Here is a 14,472-nt window from a genome sequence, read left to right on the forward strand (position 1 = left end):
CCGGTTCCCCTAGATCTTCTCGCGCAGGTGATAGGACTTCGGCCGGGTCAGGTTGTCGTAGCCGATCTGCGACAGGGCGGCGCCCTTGCCTGTGTCCTTGACACCGGTCCAGACGAGGGCCGGATCGAGATAGTCGCAGCGGTTCATGAACACGGTGCCTGTTTCGACACGATCACCGACCGAAATGGCGTGCTCGGTGTCGGCGGTCCAGATCGAAGCGGTCAGGCCGTAGGGGCTGTCGTTCATCAGCGCGATCGCCTCCTCGTCGTTGCGCACCTTCATGATGCCGACGATCGGGCCGAAGCTTTCCTCGCGCATGACCGACATCTGGTGGTCGACATTGGTCAGCACCTCGGCCGGCAAATAGGGCGAGCCCTCCTTGTCCTGGGCGTCTTTGGTGTTCATGTGCGCGACAGCACCCTTGCGCAGCGCTTCGGCCTTCTGCTCGCGGATGAAGTCGGCGAAGCGCGCCTGCGCCATCGGGCCCATCGTGGTCGCCTGCTCCAGCGGGTTGCCGAGCACGTAGCTCCTGGTCTCGGCGATGAAACCCTCGATGAACTGGTCGTAGATCTTCTCGTGGACGTAGACGCGCTCGATGCCGCAGCAGCACTGGCCCGAATTGAAGAACGCGCCCTCGACGAGGTTGGCGACCGCATGGTCGAGCTTGGCGTCGGGCAGAACGTAGGCCGGATCCTTGCCGCCGAGTTCGAGGCCGAGCGTCATGAAGGTGCCCGCGGCTGCCTTCTCGATGGCGCGGCCGCCGGCGACCGAGCCGGTGAAGTTGACGTGGTCGATCTTGCCCGAGCCGAGCAGCTTCTCGGTCTGCGCGTGGTTGAGGACCAGGTTCTGGAAGACGTATTTCGGCAGGCCGGCGGCTTCAAAGGCACGGGCGAAGCGCTCACCGACGAGCAGCGTCTGAGCGGCATGTTTGAGGATGACGGTCGAACCGGCGATCAGCGCGGGCACGATGGTGTTGACGGCGGTGAGATACGGATAATTCCACGGCGCAATCACCATGACCACGCCCAGCGGGTCCTTCTTCACATAGCGGCGGAAGCCGTCCTTGGGATTGGACGCCGGCACCGGCGCGAGCGCGCGCTCGGCGATCTCGACCATGTACTGGGTGCGTTCCTTGACACCGCCGAACTCACCGCCATAGCGGGTCGGCCGACCCATCTGCCACGCCAGTTCGGGCACGATCTCGTCGCTCATCGCAACCAGCGCCTCGAGCATCTTGAGCATGTAGGCGGCGCGCTCGGCGACCGGCACGCGGGCCCATTCGGCCTGTGCGGAACGCGCGCGTTCGACCGCTGCATTGATCGCCTGGTCGGAAGCGACCGGCCGCTCGACATAGATCGAGCCATCGATGGGGGATTTGAGTTTGACCGTCTCGGTCATGTCTATTGTCCTTCCAAGTTCAACACCCTCCCCTGGCCGGCGGGCCAAAGGAGGGTCACGCAGTGATGGTGACTTTAGTACCGCTCGAAGCCTCTGTGCAGCTCCCAGTCGGTGATGCGGCGGTCATATTCGAACTGTTCCCAGCGCGCGGTGTGGACGTAGTGATCGACGACCTCCTCGCCGAGCGCTTCCCTCAGCATCTTCGACGACGCCAGCGTCTCGGTGGCATCGCGCAGGGTCTTCGGGATTTCGGGCAGGCTGGCGGCCTGGTAGGCATCACCGACGAACGGCTTCTGCAATTCCAGCTTCTCGTCGATGCCGGCGAGGCCGGCGGCGATCAGCGCGGCGAAAGCGAGATAGGGATTGAGGTCGGCGCCACCGATGCGGCACTCCATGCGGATGCCCTTGGTGCCCTCGCCGCAGAGGCGGAAGCCGGCGGTGCGGTTGTCCTCGCTCCACATGATCTTGGTCGGCGCGAATGTACCCGACTGGAAGCGCTTGTAGGAGTTGATGTAAGGCGCCAGGAACCAGGTGAACTCCTTGGCATATTTGAGCTGGCCGGCCGACCACTGCTGGCCGAGCTTGGACAGGGTCCACTCAGCACCCTTGTCGTAGAACAGCGGCGTCTTGCCGTCGGCGCTCCACAGCGAATTGTGGATGTGGCTGGAATTGCCGGCGAGGCCGTAATTGTACTTGGACATGAACGAGATCGCCTTGCCCTCGGAGGCTGCGATCTCCTTGGCGCCGTTCTTCAGGATGACATGGCGGTCGGCCATCTCAAGAACTTCGGCGTAACGGACGTTGATCTCTTCCTGGCCAGGGCCCCACTCGCCCTTGGAATTCTCGATCGGGATGCCGGCGGCTTCCATCTCGTTGCGAAGCCGGCGCATGACACCTTCTTCCTTGGTCGTGATGCCGATCAGATAGTCGCCGATATAGGGCGACGCGGTGTCGAGGTTCTGCCAGTGCTTGGCGCGGGCCGAATCGTAGGTTTCGGAAAACAGGTAGAATTCGAGCTCGGAGGCAAAATAGGCGAGATAGCCGCGCTCCTGCAGCCGCCTGACCTGCCTGCGCAGGATGCCGCGCGGCGAGTGCGCCAGATCTTCACGCGTATGGTGATCCTTGAGGTCGCAGAGCAGCAGCGCCGTCTTTTCGAGCCAGGGCACGTTGCGGATGGTGTTGAGGTCGGGCTTCATGACGAAGTCGCCATAGCCTTTCGACCAGCTCGCCGCCTTGTAGCCGGGCACCGGCTCCATATCGATGTCGTTGGCAAGCAGGTAGTTGCAGCCATGCGTCTCGTCATAGGCGGATTCGACGAAATACCTGGCCAAAAACCGCTTGCCAATCAGACGGCCCTGCATGTCGACGGCGCAAGCGAGCACCGTGTCGATCTCGCCGGCGGCGACAGCCTCCTTCAGCTGATCGAATGTAAGATTTCCGGCCATTTACTGCTCCTGGGCGTTTGAAACCTGCGTAGGCACGGTCCGCCCGCACACGCGGACGGACCTGTTTCCAAAGATGGCTGCTCAGCCGTAACGGTAGGGCGGGCCGGCTTTGATCATCGAATCGTTGTACTTCTTGATAATCTCGACGACCTTTGCGCTCCGCGGGCTCTGGCCAGCGACCTCATCCCAGAACTTCGTCGCCTCGTCCTCGACCTGCTTCCATTCGGCGTCCGGGATGGTGGTCAGTTCGAGCTTTCCAGTGTTGCGGTAATTCGCCTCACCGGCCCAGTACCAATGCAGCCGGTAGTAGTGCGAACTGTCGATCGCCATGCGCAGAAGCTGCTGCAGGTGTTCGGGGACGGCCTTCCATTTCTCGGTGTTGACGAAGTACGAGCCGGCCCAGGCGCCTGACAGCGGGTTGGTCAAGAAGTACTTCAAGACGTCGGCCCAGCCCACCGTGTGCATCTCGGTAATGCCGCACCAGCAAACGCCGTCGAGTTCGCCGGTCTGGATCGCCGGCTGAACGTCCTCGTACGGAAGCGACACAGGCACGACGCCGAATTTGGACAGGAACTGGCCGCCGGTCGGGAAGGTGTAGACCCTGAGGCCCTTGAGGTCGGCCAGCGACTTGATCGGCTTGGTGGTGCCGAAGTTGCAGGGGTCCCACGAACCCGTGCTGAGCCAGGTGACATCCGGAATCTCGGCATAAGCCTCCTCCCAGACTTCCTTGAGCCCGTGCCAATGCCAGAGCGCAGGAACGTCGAGCGAGTAGCGCGAGGCGAGCGGGAAGTAGGCGCCGAACACCCTGACGTCGACGGGCGCCGCGGCCGAGTCGTCGTCGCTCTGGGCAAAGTCGATCGTGCCAGACTGGACCGCGCGGAACAGTTCGCCGTGCGGAACAAGCTGGTCAGCCGTGTAGAGCTCGATCTCCATCTCGCCATTGGCAGCCTTGTTGAACCAGTCGATCGAGTTTTTGACCACGTGCTCGGCCAATGCCGGCCCGGCGTAGGTCTGCATACGCCACTTGATCGGGCTCTGCGCCTTCACATAGGGCGTGGCCAGCGCGGTGGCGCCAACAGCGCCCGCACTCGCCAGCACGGATTTCCGAAGAAACTCGCGCTTGTTAAGGGTCTTCCTGTCGTCCATCTCACTTACTCCCATTGCTTGCTTCGTTCACATTCGGGATGCCAGTTCGTTCGGTGCCGCCTCCTCCCTTTCCGTCATGCCAGCCTCATCGGCCCGTGACTTGCGACGGCAGCCAGAGTGCTATCTGCGGAAAGACCATGATGAGTATCAGCGACAATACCATCAGCGCGAAGAAGGGCATGATGGATCGGTAGATGTCGCCCAGCGTGATCTCCGGTGGCGCCATGGCCCGCATCAGGAACAGATTGTAGCCAAACGGCGGGGTGATGTAGGCGATCTGGCAGGTGATCGTGTAAAGGATGCCGAACCAGATCGGATTGAAGCCCAGACTGATGACGAGCGGGATATAGAGCGGAGCGACGATCACCAGCATGGCGGTGTCGTCGAGGAACATGCCCATCACGACAAAGGACAGGAGCATCAGCACCAGAATTGTCCAGGGCTCGAAATCCCAGGTGTCGACCAGCACTGTTTTGACAGCCTTCACTGCGCCAAGCCCGTCATAGACGGAGCTGAAGCAGAGTGCGCCAAGGATGATCCACAGGAACATGCAGCTGATCGACAGTGTGTTGCGCGTCGATTCCTCGAAGACCTTGCGGTCGAGGTTCCCTGACAGCCAAGCTGCCACCATGGCAAGGGCGGCACCAACCGCCGAGCTTTCCACCAAGCTGGTAGTTCCGGTCAGGAACAGCCCCATCATGATGGCGAAGATGGCGATCGGCAGCAGGCCGGCCCGCAGCAGCCCGAACTTTTCCGACCAGGTGATCTCTGCCCGCTCTTCCGCCGGCAGCGCAGGACCAATCTCCGGCTGAAAGTAGCAGCGGATGGCGACATAGCCGGCGAAGATGAAGGCCATCAGCAGGCCGGGGCCGACGCCCGCCAACCAGAGGTCGAGAACCGGCTGGCGCGCGATCATGGCAAACAGCACCAGCACGACGCTGGGCGGTATCAGGATGCCGAGCGAGGAGCCGGCCTGCACGACGCCTGTCACCATGACCTTGTCGTAGCCATGGCGAAGCAATTGCGGCAGCGCGATGGTCGCCCCGATTGCCATGCCGGCGACCGACAGGCCGTTCAGCGCCGCGATCAACACCATGAGTCCTATCGTGCCGAGCGCCAGCCCGCCTCGCACCGGCCCGAACCAGACATGGAAGAGCCGATAAAGATTGCTCGCCATGCCCGATTCCGAGAGCATGTAGCCCATGAAGATGAAGAACGGCACGGTGATCAGGGGATACCAGTTGAGCACCTGAAAGGCGGCATTGAAGGGCATTTCGAACGAGCCCTGGCCCCACAGCCAAAGCGCCGCTGCCGAACCAACAAAGCCAATGACGCCGAACACGCGCTGCCCGGTAAACAGCAGCACCATCATCGTTCCGAACATGAAGAGGGTAATGAATTCCGAACTCATTCAATCGGCCTTCCACGCGCTGCCGCGACGTCCTTGAAAAAGTTGGAGATGCACTGCAGCAGCAGCATGAAGACCCCGAAGGTCATAATCACTTTGATTGGCCACAGCACGGGGGCCCAGGCTGAGTAGTTCTTCTGGCCGTAGACGATGGCGTAGTTCGTACTGGAGACGCCACCGCCGAGGAGCACCGCAAGATAGAATATGACGAAAAGAACGGTGATCGCGTCGGTGACAGCCCGCTTCCGAGCGGCGAGCCTGCTGTAGAACAGGTCCATGCGTACGTGTCCGCCGAGTTGCATCGTATAGGCGCCGCCCAGAAGATAGTAGGCAGAAAGGGCGAACTGCGACATCTCGAGCGCCCAGTTGAAGGGCACACCAAGCAGCAGCCGCGAAATCGTCGAGCCGAGCAGGATCGCACCCATCACGTAGAGCAGATACATGGCGCCACGGCCGATGCGATGGTTCATCGCATCGACGTACCGGACGAATAGAATTGCGGCATTCGGCAATGACTCGTTCTCCGTTCGGCCAGTTGTCAGGCGTTTGCCTGGTGGGGAGCGGCCTCGCCCGCTTCCGGTTCGAGCTCTGCAAAGATGCCCGTGAGCAGATCCGCCCATTTCCGCTGCCCGGCCGGAGCCGAAATTTCGTCGTTGCGGATTTCGATCATCGCGCATGGCAGACCGCGCGACCTGCCGTGGTGTTCCAGGGTGAAGTAGACGCGGTCGGCCGGCGCATAGGGCTCGTTGACGCCGACAGTGATGCCGTCGAGCTTGTCGAGCGCAGCGATCAGCGGCGCGGCGAGCCGAGCGTCCTCGTCATGGATGATGCCGATGTGCCACGGGCGCGAGACGCCCTTGTAAACCGGAGTGAAGGAATGGACAGACACCAGTCTCGTCTCCCGCCCTTCGCGGAGCCGCTCCGAAACGACCTCGTCGATCGCCTCGTGGAACGGGCGCCACGATAGCGCGATTCGCGCCTCGCGCTGCGAGGCGGTGAGAGCGGCGTTGCCGGGAATGGCTGTCGTCTCGCTGATCTCCGGGATCAGGTCATGAGCGGCGAGCGGCCGGTTGCAGTCGATGGCAAGGCGCGACACGCAGGATTCGACAAGCGTCGCATCAAGGCCCTCGGCCATGCGTTGCGACACCGGCAAGGCGCCCGGATCCCAGGCAATGTGGCGCAGCATTTCGGACGCCTCGAGACCAAGCGTGCCGTAGTTTGCGGGCAGATGATTTGAGGCGTGGTCGCACAGGATGACAAAAGGACTGCGCCCGGCCCGGTTCGTCACCCGGACGGCATTCGACATTGCACGCGCAGCGGCCTGGCCCGTTCCCATTCAGTCATCCCCGGGGCCGTATCGTATGTTACGTATTCTTGTTCATTGCGCCCCTGCGGATGATTTCATACACATTGGTTGAGTTTGTCAAATGTCATTTCGGGCCTGAGGCGGACTGTGCGCTGGGCCAGGACGGCAGTGGATGCATCAGGGGATGAGGATGGTTTCGAGCGTTGCCGAACTGATCACCGAAAGGATCGATGCCATGCCGGCGGGTGAGCGCCGGGCAGCCCAGACGCTGATCGCCGCCTATCCGCTGATCGGGTTGAAGACGGTGGCCGAATTCTCGCAGCAGGCCGGTGTGTCCTCGCCCACCATCCTGCGCTTCGTGGCGAGACTCGGTTTCCAGAACTACCCCGAGTTCCAGTCGGCGCTTCAGGACGAGCTGGCAGCCCAATTGCAGTCGCCCGCCTCGCGAACGACAACCACGCCGTCGCTGCTACCCGCCTCGACAGCGCCCATACTCGAAGCGGTGCTCGAAAACATCCGCGAGACCTTCCGGCACATTTCCGACAGGCAGCTCGCCGACATTGTCACCCAGTTGGCTGGCCCGAAAGGGCACGTCTATCTCGTCGGCGGCCGCTTCACCGACCCGCTGGCGCGCTACATGGCGGCCCACCTCAACCTGATTCGGCCTGACGTCACCCATCTCGTCGGACAGGAAAGCCTGTGGCGCGACAAGCTGATCGACATGGGCAAGCGCGACACGCTGCTGATCTTCGATATCAGGCGCTATCAGGACAGCCTGATCCGCTTTGCCGAGAAGGCCCATGCCAGGGGCGCCACCATCATCCTGTTCACCGACCAGTGGCTCTCTCCGATCGCGCGCTTCGCTCGCCACGTGATCGCAGGGCGCACGGCGGTGCCGTCGGCGTGGGATTCGTCATCGGCGCTGTTCGTCGCCGCCGAAACGGTTATCGGCGCGCTGACCAGCAAGCTCGAAACGGAAGCGGCAAGACGCATCCGCGCGATCGAGGACTTGCGCTGAGCGCGCGGTAAATCCTGCAAATATTACGCAGATTTAATGTGCCAGACAGCCAGATTTGCCCTAAGCCTCGGCTGACGAACTAGGCTATACTGGCGCGCCCCGATGGGCTTGCGCCCGGTTGCCGACGAACGATCCCTTGGCAAGGTGCGGCAACAGTGCAGTGCTTTGCCAGCGATGAGACGCCACGTGTTCCCGAGTGGAACGAATACGCAGCAGACCGGAGTACGCATGGCCGCCTGGAAGCAGATTGTCTTGGCACTTGTCATTGTACTTGCGGCAGCCGCCGGATGGGTGCTGCTGGTGCCGAGTTCGCGCACGGTCCTTGCCAGCTGGGGCATCGACTGGGCCCAGGCCAAGACCGAACAGCCACAGGCGGCAGCGCGCAACGGCGGCAACCGCCAGGGCGGCAATCGTGGCGGCCAGCCGCAGACACCTGTCGTGACGCAGACGGTGGCGTCAGGCACGATCAACGACCGCCTGTCGGCGATCGGCACCGGGCGGGCACTCAACTCGGTTGTCATCAACCCTTACGCATCGGGGCGGCTGACTGAAATCTCGGTCGCAGCCGGCGAGAAAGTCACAGCGGGCACGGTGATTGCCCGGCTCGATTCCGATTCGGAAGAGATCGCGCTCGAACGCGCCCGCATCGCCCAGGGCGACGCCGAGGCATCGCTGGAACGTATCAAGGCGCTGCGCGCCACCAACACGGCAACCACCGTGCAGCTCAAGGAAGCCGAACTCGCCGTCGAGAATGCGCGTCTGGCCGTGCGCGACGCAGCGTTGGCGCTCAACCGCCGCACCATCACCGCGCCCATTGCCGGCATCGTCGGCATCCTGCCTGTCGAGGCCGGCAACTACGTCACCAGCCAGACCACCATCGCCACCATCGACGACCGTTCTAGGATCATCGTCGACATCTGGGTGCCGGAGCGCTTCACCGGGCTGATTTCGGTCGGCGCGCCGTTGAGTGCAAGCTCGGTCGCGCGCCCCGGCCGGGTGTTCGAAGGCGAGGTCAGTGCCGTCGACAATCGCCTCGATGAACAGAGCCGCACGCTGCGCATCCAGGCGCGGATCGACAATGACGACGACGCACTGCGCGCTGGCATGTCGTTCCAGGTCGCGATGCAGTTTCCCGGCGACACCTATCCCTCGGTCGACCCATTGGCGATCCAGTGGGGTGGCGACGGCGCCTTCGTCTGGGCGCTCGACAACGGCAAGGCCAAGCGCGTGCCGGTGCGCATCATCCAGCGCAACACCGACAGCGTGCTGGTGCAGGCGGCGCTGACATCAGGCGACAAGGTGGTGACCGAGGGCATCCATACGGTGCGCGAAGGCGCCGAGTTGCTGATTGCCGGCCGCGAGGCCGGCGGCAGCGGCTCCTGAGCGGGAGCGCCGGCATGAGCACAATGCAGAACGAGAACGCCGAAAAAGGCATCACCGCACTGTTCGTGCGTCGACCGGTGCTGGCCTTCGTCATCAACACGCTGATCGTGGTCGCCGGCCTCGCCGCCTTCTACGGCGTCGAGGTGCGTGAGCTGCCCGACGTCGACCGGCCGGTCATCACGGTATCGACCGGCTACTCCGACGCCGCGGCCGAGATCGTCGACCGTGAGGTGACGGCAGTTGTCGAAGGGGCTGTGGCGCGCGTCACCGGCGTCAAATCGATCTCGTCGAGCTCGTCCTACGGCAACAGCCGGGTAACAGTCGAATTCAATGACGGCGTCGACCTCAACGTTGCCGCCTCCGACATGCGCGACGCTGTCGGCCGGGTGACCAACTCGCTGCCCGACGACGCCGATGCGCCGCGCATCGTCAAGGCCGACGCCAATGCCGACGCTGTGATGCGGCTGGCGGTGACCTCCGACACCATGCCGGTCGAGGACATGACGATCCTTGTCGAGGACCAGATCGTCGACACGCTGGCCGCCGTCGACGGCGTCGCCGACGTGCAGACCTATGGCGACCGCGCCAAGATCTTCCGCGTCGACATCGACCAGGCCAAGGTGGCGAGCCTCGGCCTGACGCTGGCCGACATCTCGAACGCGCTGGCGAGCGTGTCATTCGACGCACCCGCTGGGTCGCTGACCGTCGGCAATCAGGACCTGATCGTCCGCGCAAGTGCGGCTGTGACGACGCCCGAGGCCTTCGAGAGCATCATCATCAACGGCAAGACCAAGCTCGGCGACGTCGCCACCGTCACGCTCGGCGGCGACCCGGGCTCGACCTCCTTGCGCTCCGACGGCAAGACCGGCATCGGCATCGGCATCGTGCGCCAGGCTCAATCGAGCACGCTCGACATCTCCAAGGGCGTGCGCGCGGCAGCAGAGAGGATCCAGACCACGCTGCCCCCCGGCATGACCATCCGAGTGACGTCGGATGACGCAACATTTGTCCAGGGCGCCATCCACGAGGTCGAGATCGCGCTGATCTTGTCGGTAACGATCGTTCTGATCGTCATCTATGCCTTTCTGCAGGACTGGCGCGCGACGCTGATCCCGGGCTTTGCCATGCCGGTGGCAATGATCGGCACGATCGCCGGCATCTATCTTGCAGGCTTCTCGGTCAATATCCTGACGCTGCTGGCGCTGGTGCTGGCGACAGGCCTCGTCGTCGACGACGCCATCGTCGTGCTCGAAAACATCGTCCGCCGCCGCAATGAGGGCATGGGCCCGCGGGCGGCTGCAGTGCTTGGCACGCAGGAGGTGTTTTTCGCGGTGGTGGCAACGACGGCGACACTTGCCGCAGTGTTCATCCCGATCTCGTTCCTGCCCGGCCAGACCGGCGGCCTGTTTCGCGAGTTCGGCTTCGTGCTGGCGATCTCGGTGCTTCTGTCGTCGATCGTGGCTCTGTCGCTGTGTCCGATGCTGGCCTCGCGCATGCTGACCGAAAAGAGCATCGAGCACAGCCATGGCGGCGTGCTCGGCAAGATCGGCACGAAGCTCGCCGCGCTCTACAAACTCTGCTTGCATGCCTGCCTCAATGCGCCCGCTATCGTCATCCTCGTGTCGCTTCTGTTCGCGGGCGCGGCATATGTCGCCTTCGGAAGCGTGCGCCAGGAGCTGACGCCGACCGAGGACCGCTCGCTGGTGATGCTGCGCGTCTCGGCCCCGCAAGGCGTCAGCCTCGACTACACCGCCTCGCAATTGCGCCGCATCGAGGGGCTGATCGAGCCGCTGCGCAAGTCGGGCGAGATCGAGAGCACCTTCGTCAGCGCCGGCATGGGCAACAACAACAATAGCGGTTTCATGGTGCTGTCGCTGGCGCCGTGGAGCGAGCGCAGCCGCACCCAGCAAGAGATCGCCGCCGACATCCTGGCCCGCACCAGCCAGGTGCCCGGCGTGCGCACCACGGTCGGACAGCCCAACAGCCTGGGCATTCGCGGCGCCGGCAACGGCCTGCAATTCGCGCTGATCGGCAACAGCTATGCCGATCTCGGCACCGCCGCCGCCAAGGTGCTGGCCGAGATGGAGAAGGATCCGCGCTTCCGCCAGCCGCGGCTTTCGACCGACGCCAACCAGCCGCAGTTGTTCGTCACCGTCGACCGCGAGCGCGCCTCCGACCTCGGCATCGACATCAAGGGCCTGTCCCCTGCCCTGCAGGCGATGCTCGACGGCCGCAAGATCACCAGCGTCTTCATCGAGGACCGCAGCTACGACGTGAAGCTGGTCTCGACCACCAATCCGATCAACGATTCGACCGACCTCGAGAACATCTTCATCAGGACGACCGACGGCCGCTTCGTGCCGGTGTCGACGATCGCCACGCTCAGCGAACGCGCCGTGCCGCCGTCGCTGTCACGCGAACAGCAGCAGCGCTCCGTCGCCATCACCGCTGGCCTGGCCGACGATTTTGCGCTCGGCGATGCACTGAAGGAAGTCGAGCAGATCGCGGCACCGGTCCTGCCGGCGGGCAGCCGCCTGCTGCCGCTCGCCGAGGCGGCGACGCTGAACGAGACCAGCGGCAGCATGCTGACGATCTTCGGCTTTGCCATCGTCATCATCCTCTTGGTGCTGGCGGCCCAGTTCGAGAGCTTCGTTTCGGCTGTCATCATCATGGCGACGGTGCCCTTGGGCCTCGCCTGCGCCGTTTTCGCGCTGATCCTGACCGGCACGTCGCTCAACGCCTACAGCCAGATCGGGCTCGTGCTGCTTGTCGGCGTGATGGCCAAGAACGGCATTCTGGTGGTCGAGTTTGCCAACCAGTTGCGCGACCGCGGCATGGGCGTGCGCCAGGCGATCGAGGAAGCGGCAACGATCCGGTTGCGGCCTGTCATGATGACGATGATCTGCACCGTGCTCGGCGGCCTGCCGCTTGTGCTGGCCCAGGGCGCCGGCGCCGAGGCGCGCATCGCGCTCGGCTGGGTGATCGTCGGTGGCCTCGGACTCGCCACGATCTCCACACTGTTCCTTACGCCGGTGGCCTATCTGCTGCTCGGACGCTTCATCACGCCCAAAGTCGCCGAGGAGAGCCGCCTCAAGCGCGAGCTCGAGGAAGCCGCCTACACCGGCGTCGAGCCGGCCGAATAGCAAAATCATCTGCTGATACTGGCCAATCTGCGACTGTTTTGGCGCCGCAAGCGATGACATGGCGTGTCTGATTCTGTATCAGTCCTCGCAGTTACAGCGCCGCATGACTTTTTCTTATGCAGGACAGGATGCAATGAGCCTGAAATCGATCACCCTCGACGAACTTCAGGCCAATCTCGGTAAGGAGGTTGGCGTCTCGCCATGGCGTACCGTCACCCAGCGCATGATCGACCAATTCGCAGACGCGACCGACGACCATCAGTTCATCCATTGCGACCCCGACCGTGCTGCGGCCGAAACGCCTTTCGGCGGCACCATCGCGCATGGCTTCCTGACCTTGTCCCTGCTTTCGGCGATGACCTTCGACACGCTGCCTTCGCTCGAAGGCGGCAGCATGGGCATCAACCAGGGTTTCGAGGAGCTGAAATTCGTCGCCCCTGTGAAAACCGGCTCGCGCATCCGCACCCGCTTCGTCCTTTCTGGCCTGAAGATCCGCCCGTCCGGCTGGATCCAGGCGACGCATGATGTGACGATCGAGATCGAGGACCAGAAGAAGCCGGCATTGACGGCGCGCTGGCTGACCATGACGTTCGTCGAGCCCAAGCGCGAAACCGCCTGACCCCTGGCCGCCCCTCAGCCGGCCTTAGTCCCGATGAGCTACGTCGTTGATCGCCTTGCCGCATCATTGGCCGGCGTATAGACTCGGCCAATCTGATCAAGGGAAGTAGTAGGGCGGGTTCTTGTCCAGCAGTGCAGCACAGCGACGCGAACTCCAGAAGGCCGAACTCAGGGCCGAACTGGTGGCGGCGGCCCACGCGCTCGTACGGGAAGAAGGCTACGAAGGCCTGACGATCCGCAAGCTCGCCACGCGGGTCGGCTATGCGCCGATGTCGGTCTATTCCTATTTCGCCGACAAACAGGAAATTCTGATGGCGCTGGCCGAGGATGCCTTCGCCGACTTGGCGCGGCGGATGCGGCAGAACCAGCCCGAGGATCCCGTCGAGGCAATGCGGGCGGCGCTGAGCGAATATGCGGAATTCGGCCTCGGCAATCCCAACGAATACCGCACCGTGTTCATGACCGAGAAGCTGAAGCATCCGCCCGAAGAGACGTTCGACGAGATGGAGCGAGAGAACCCGGCTTTCCAGATCATCATCGAACGGGTGCATGCCTGCCTTGCCGCCGGCGTGCTGAAAGGCGATGCACGCGCCATCGCCACCGCACTGTGGACCGTTGCACACGGCTCGGTGTCGCTGCTGATCACCTTCCCCTTCTACCCCTTCGGCGATCCGAAGGCCTATGTGATGCGGATGGGCGACCTGGCCATGGCAGGCCTTGCCGCCAGCGAGACGCCGCCGCTCACCGACGAACCCGGCAAGTGCCCTGGGTAGCAGTGCAGTCAGTGCATCCATAATAATTTCGTACGCGTACGGTTTATCCCTTGCAAAACGCAGGGTGCGGCCGTATCTGTAAGTCACACCGTACACGTACGGTAAAATTTACGGAGATGACAATGCGACGGACTATTCTGGCGCTCGCGGCTCTCGCCGCGACGAGCGGCTTTGCAATGGCAAACGACACCCACAAGACGACGCACCAGCCCACTGTGTGCACCCAAACCATCTCGGGCCAGAAGCTCGACTGTGGTTCGACCGGCTCGATCAAGGACGACAAGGGCCCGCAGACCACCAACGCAATCGGCGCGGAGAAGCCGCGCATCGGCATCGACGTCAATCCCTGGATCGTACCGAGCTTCAACTGAGCGGTTTCTCAGTACCTCCAGAAAAGCCGCCCGTCCCAGGGCGGCTTTTTCGTTTCTGGGGGCTTGCTCGTCCGGTCCGTAGCAGGTGTGGTCGTCGCTGAGGGTTGCGCGCTTTGCCCAGCGTCACGTTTCGTAGGTCACAGCCTGGATCCTAGGATCCGGGCCGTGACCTCGCCACCACCCGGGCGGCCCCGGTAGCGCGCCGCATGTCATGGCGCGAGAGCCTAGTGCTTCCCGCCCTTGGCGTCGCCTGTCGGCGAACCGGAAATCGTCGTCGAGGTGACCGACACCGGGTCGCTGGCAGGAAAGCTGTCTTCCAGGGCCTCGTCGAGTTCCTGCTGCAGGACGTGCTGATCCTTCGGCCGTTCGTCGTTGCGGCGGGCGCGCCTTTCGCGCTTCGGCCGCATCCGGCCGGTGGTTTGCACGGGCATGGATTTGTCCTCTCTTCAGCGTCGAGAACAAA

Annotated in this window: 13 protein-coding genes; 6 read left to right on the plus strand and 7 right to left on the minus strand. The window is 63.4% G+C overall.

The genetic code is table 11. The features are described 5' to 3' along the window. Positions 1 to 9: 9 nt before the first annotated feature. The 6 genes from Amn_RS22155 to Amn_RS22180 all read right to left on the minus strand — a co-directional run bounded on the left by Amn_RS22155 (position 10) and on the right by Amn_RS22180 (position 6,733). On the minus strand, positions 10 to 1,398 hold the full coding sequence (locus tag Amn_RS22155; RefSeq protein WP_182575393.1) for an aldehyde dehydrogenase family protein: 1,389 nt from the start codon (positions 1,396 to 1,398) through the stop codon (positions 10 to 12). A 74-nt stretch (positions 1,399 to 1,472) separates the two neighbouring features. Then, positions 1,473 to 2,843, minus strand: coding sequence for a glutamine synthetase family protein (locus tag Amn_RS22160; RefSeq protein ID WP_286291922.1), 1,371 nt, complete (start codon positions 2,841 to 2,843; stop codon positions 1,473 to 1,475). A gap of 81 nt (positions 2,844 to 2,924) precedes the next feature. Continuing rightward, positions 2,925 to 3,989 (minus strand): TRAP transporter substrate-binding protein, encoded by a 1,065-nt coding sequence (locus Amn_RS22165; RefSeq protein ID WP_067958211.1) that lies wholly within the window; start codon positions 3,987 to 3,989, stop codon positions 2,925 to 2,927. 85 nt (positions 3,990 to 4,074) lie between these two features. Next, positions 4,075 to 5,400, minus strand: coding sequence for a TRAP transporter large permease (locus Amn_RS22170; RefSeq protein ID WP_182575391.1), 1,326 nt, complete (start codon positions 5,398 to 5,400; stop codon positions 4,075 to 4,077). Continuing rightward, a complete protein-coding gene (locus Amn_RS22175; protein WP_067958204.1) occupies positions 5,397 to 5,867 on the minus strand; it encodes a TRAP transporter small permease subunit in 471 nt (156 codons plus the stop codon). Before Amn_RS22175 ends, Amn_RS22170 begins: the two co-directional genes overlap by 4 nt. A 68-nt stretch (positions 5,868 to 5,935) precedes the next feature. Continuing rightward, entirely contained in the window at positions 5,936 to 6,733 is a 798-nt protein-coding gene (locus Amn_RS22180) for an N-formylglutamate amidohydrolase (RefSeq protein ID WP_182575390.1), read from the minus strand. Positions 6,734 to 6,875: 142 nt separating this feature from the next. Between Amn_RS22180 and Amn_RS22185 the strand changes: the two genes are divergently transcribed. The 6 genes from Amn_RS22185 (at position 6,876) to Amn_RS22210 (ending at position 14,009) form a co-directional block, all read left to right on the plus strand. Next, positions 6,876 to 7,721 (plus strand): MurR/RpiR family transcriptional regulator, encoded by an 846-nt coding sequence (locus Amn_RS22185; protein ID WP_502874735.1) that lies wholly within the window; start codon positions 6,876 to 6,878, stop codon positions 7,719 to 7,721. Between the two features lie 228 nt (positions 7,722 to 7,949). After that, entirely contained in the window at positions 7,950 to 9,104 is a 1,155-nt protein-coding gene (locus tag Amn_RS22190; protein ID WP_182575388.1) for an efflux RND transporter periplasmic adaptor subunit, read from the plus strand. A 14-nt stretch (positions 9,105 to 9,118) separates the two neighbouring features. After that, a complete protein-coding gene (locus Amn_RS22195) occupies positions 9,119 to 12,247 on the plus strand; it encodes an efflux RND transporter permease subunit (protein ID WP_376769272.1) in 3,129 nt (1,042 codons plus the stop codon). Positions 12,248 to 12,380: 133 nt separating this feature from the next. Then, a complete protein-coding gene (locus Amn_RS22200; protein WP_281381283.1) occupies positions 12,381 to 12,866 on the plus strand; it encodes a MaoC family dehydratase in 486 nt (161 codons plus the stop codon). A 121-nt stretch (positions 12,867 to 12,987) separates the two neighbouring features. Then, positions 12,988 to 13,638, plus strand: a complete 651-nt coding sequence (locus tag Amn_RS22205; RefSeq protein WP_067958193.1) for a TetR/AcrR family transcriptional regulator — start codon at positions 12,988 to 12,990, stop codon at positions 13,636 to 13,638. Between the two features lie 122 nt (positions 13,639 to 13,760). Next, on the plus strand, positions 13,761 to 14,009 hold the full coding sequence (locus Amn_RS22210) for a hypothetical protein (protein ID WP_067958190.1): 249 nt from the start codon (positions 13,761 to 13,763) through the stop codon (positions 14,007 to 14,009). Between the two features lie 224 nt (positions 14,010 to 14,233). Here Amn_RS22210 and Amn_RS22215 read toward each other — a convergent pair whose 3' ends face one another. Further along, positions 14,234 to 14,440 carry a hypothetical protein gene (locus Amn_RS22215; protein ID WP_067958187.1) on the minus strand — a complete coding sequence of 69 codons (207 nt, stop codon included), beginning with the start codon at positions 14,438 to 14,440 and terminating at the stop codon, positions 14,234 to 14,236. Positions 14,441 to 14,472 lie beyond the last annotated feature (32 nt).

Origin of the sequence: Aminobacter sp. Y103A, assembly GCF_030294925.1 — a bacterium.
In the GTDB taxonomy this organism is placed as follows: Bacteria; Pseudomonadota; Alphaproteobacteria; order Rhizobiales; family Rhizobiaceae; genus Aminobacter; species Aminobacter ciceronei.

Coding starts and splice junctions, on each gene's coding strand:
- Amn_RS22155 (WP_182575393.1), bottom strand. CDS start 1,398: ATGACCGAGACGGTCAAACTCAAATCCCCCATCGATGGCTCGATCTAT.
- Amn_RS22160 (WP_286291922.1), bottom strand. CDS start 2,843: ATGGCCGGAAATCTTACATTCGATCAGCTGAAGGAGGCTGTCGCCGCC.
- Amn_RS22165 (WP_067958211.1), bottom strand. CDS start 3,989: ATGGACGACAGGAAGACCCTTAACAAGCGCGAGTTTCTTCGGAAATCC.
- Amn_RS22170 (WP_182575391.1), bottom strand. CDS start 5,400: ATGAGTTCGGAATTCATTACCCTCTTCATGTTCGGAACGATGATGGTG.
- Amn_RS22175 (WP_067958204.1), bottom strand. CDS start 5,867: ATGAACCATCGCATCGGCCGTGGCGCCATGTATCTGCTCTACGTGATG.
- Amn_RS22180 (WP_182575390.1), bottom strand. CDS start 6,733: ATGGGAACGGGCCAGGCCGCTGCGCGTGCAATGTCGAATGCCGTCCGG.
- Amn_RS22185 (WP_502874735.1), top strand. CDS start 6,876: ATGCATCAGGGGATGAGGATGGTTTCGAGCGTTGCCGAACTGATCACC.
- Amn_RS22190 (WP_182575388.1), top strand. CDS start 7,950: ATGGCCGCCTGGAAGCAGATTGTCTTGGCACTTGTCATTGTACTTGCG.
- Amn_RS22195 (WP_376769272.1), top strand. CDS start 9,119: ATGAGCACAATGCAGAACGAGAACGCCGAAAAAGGCATCACCGCACTG.
- Amn_RS22200 (WP_281381283.1), top strand. CDS start 12,381: ATGAGCCTGAAATCGATCACCCTCGACGAACTTCAGGCCAATCTCGGT.
- Amn_RS22210 (WP_067958190.1), top strand. CDS start 13,761: ATGCGACGGACTATTCTGGCGCTCGCGGCTCTCGCCGCGACGAGCGGC.
- Amn_RS22215 (WP_067958187.1), bottom strand. CDS start 14,440: ATGCCCGTGCAAACCACCGGCCGGATGCGGCCGAAGCGCGAAAGGCGC.